Consider the following 237-nt stretch of genomic DNA (forward strand, 5'->3'; position numbering starts at 1 on the left):
AAACTAAATTGATGGTCCCTAGGAATTTCATCAGAAACCAACTCCAGTTTTAAGTCTTGAGGTTTTATGTGTATCCTAAAAAAGTACTCAGCCCCATTCTTACTATTTCCACCTGGAAATAATAAGGTTCCAACATTTGGAAACTTTCTAAGATAACAAATAACATCACGAAGCTTCACATTAGACAATCCTAATTCTGTAGCATCGGTCTTTTCTCTTTCTCCACTTTCAACTATA

The 237-nt window shown here is 34.6% G+C and carries 1 pseudogene; it reads right to left on the reverse strand.

Annotated features, from left to right (window positions below):
* Window positions 1-237 (reverse strand): annotated as a pseudogene (locus ACRHOC_RS15145) (uracil-DNA glycosylase family protein); the annotation flags it as partial.

The organism is Winogradskyella poriferorum (genome assembly GCF_050618035.1).
In the GTDB taxonomy this organism is placed as follows: domain Bacteria; phylum Bacteroidota; class Bacteroidia; order Flavobacteriales; family Flavobacteriaceae; genus Winogradskyella; species Winogradskyella poriferorum_A.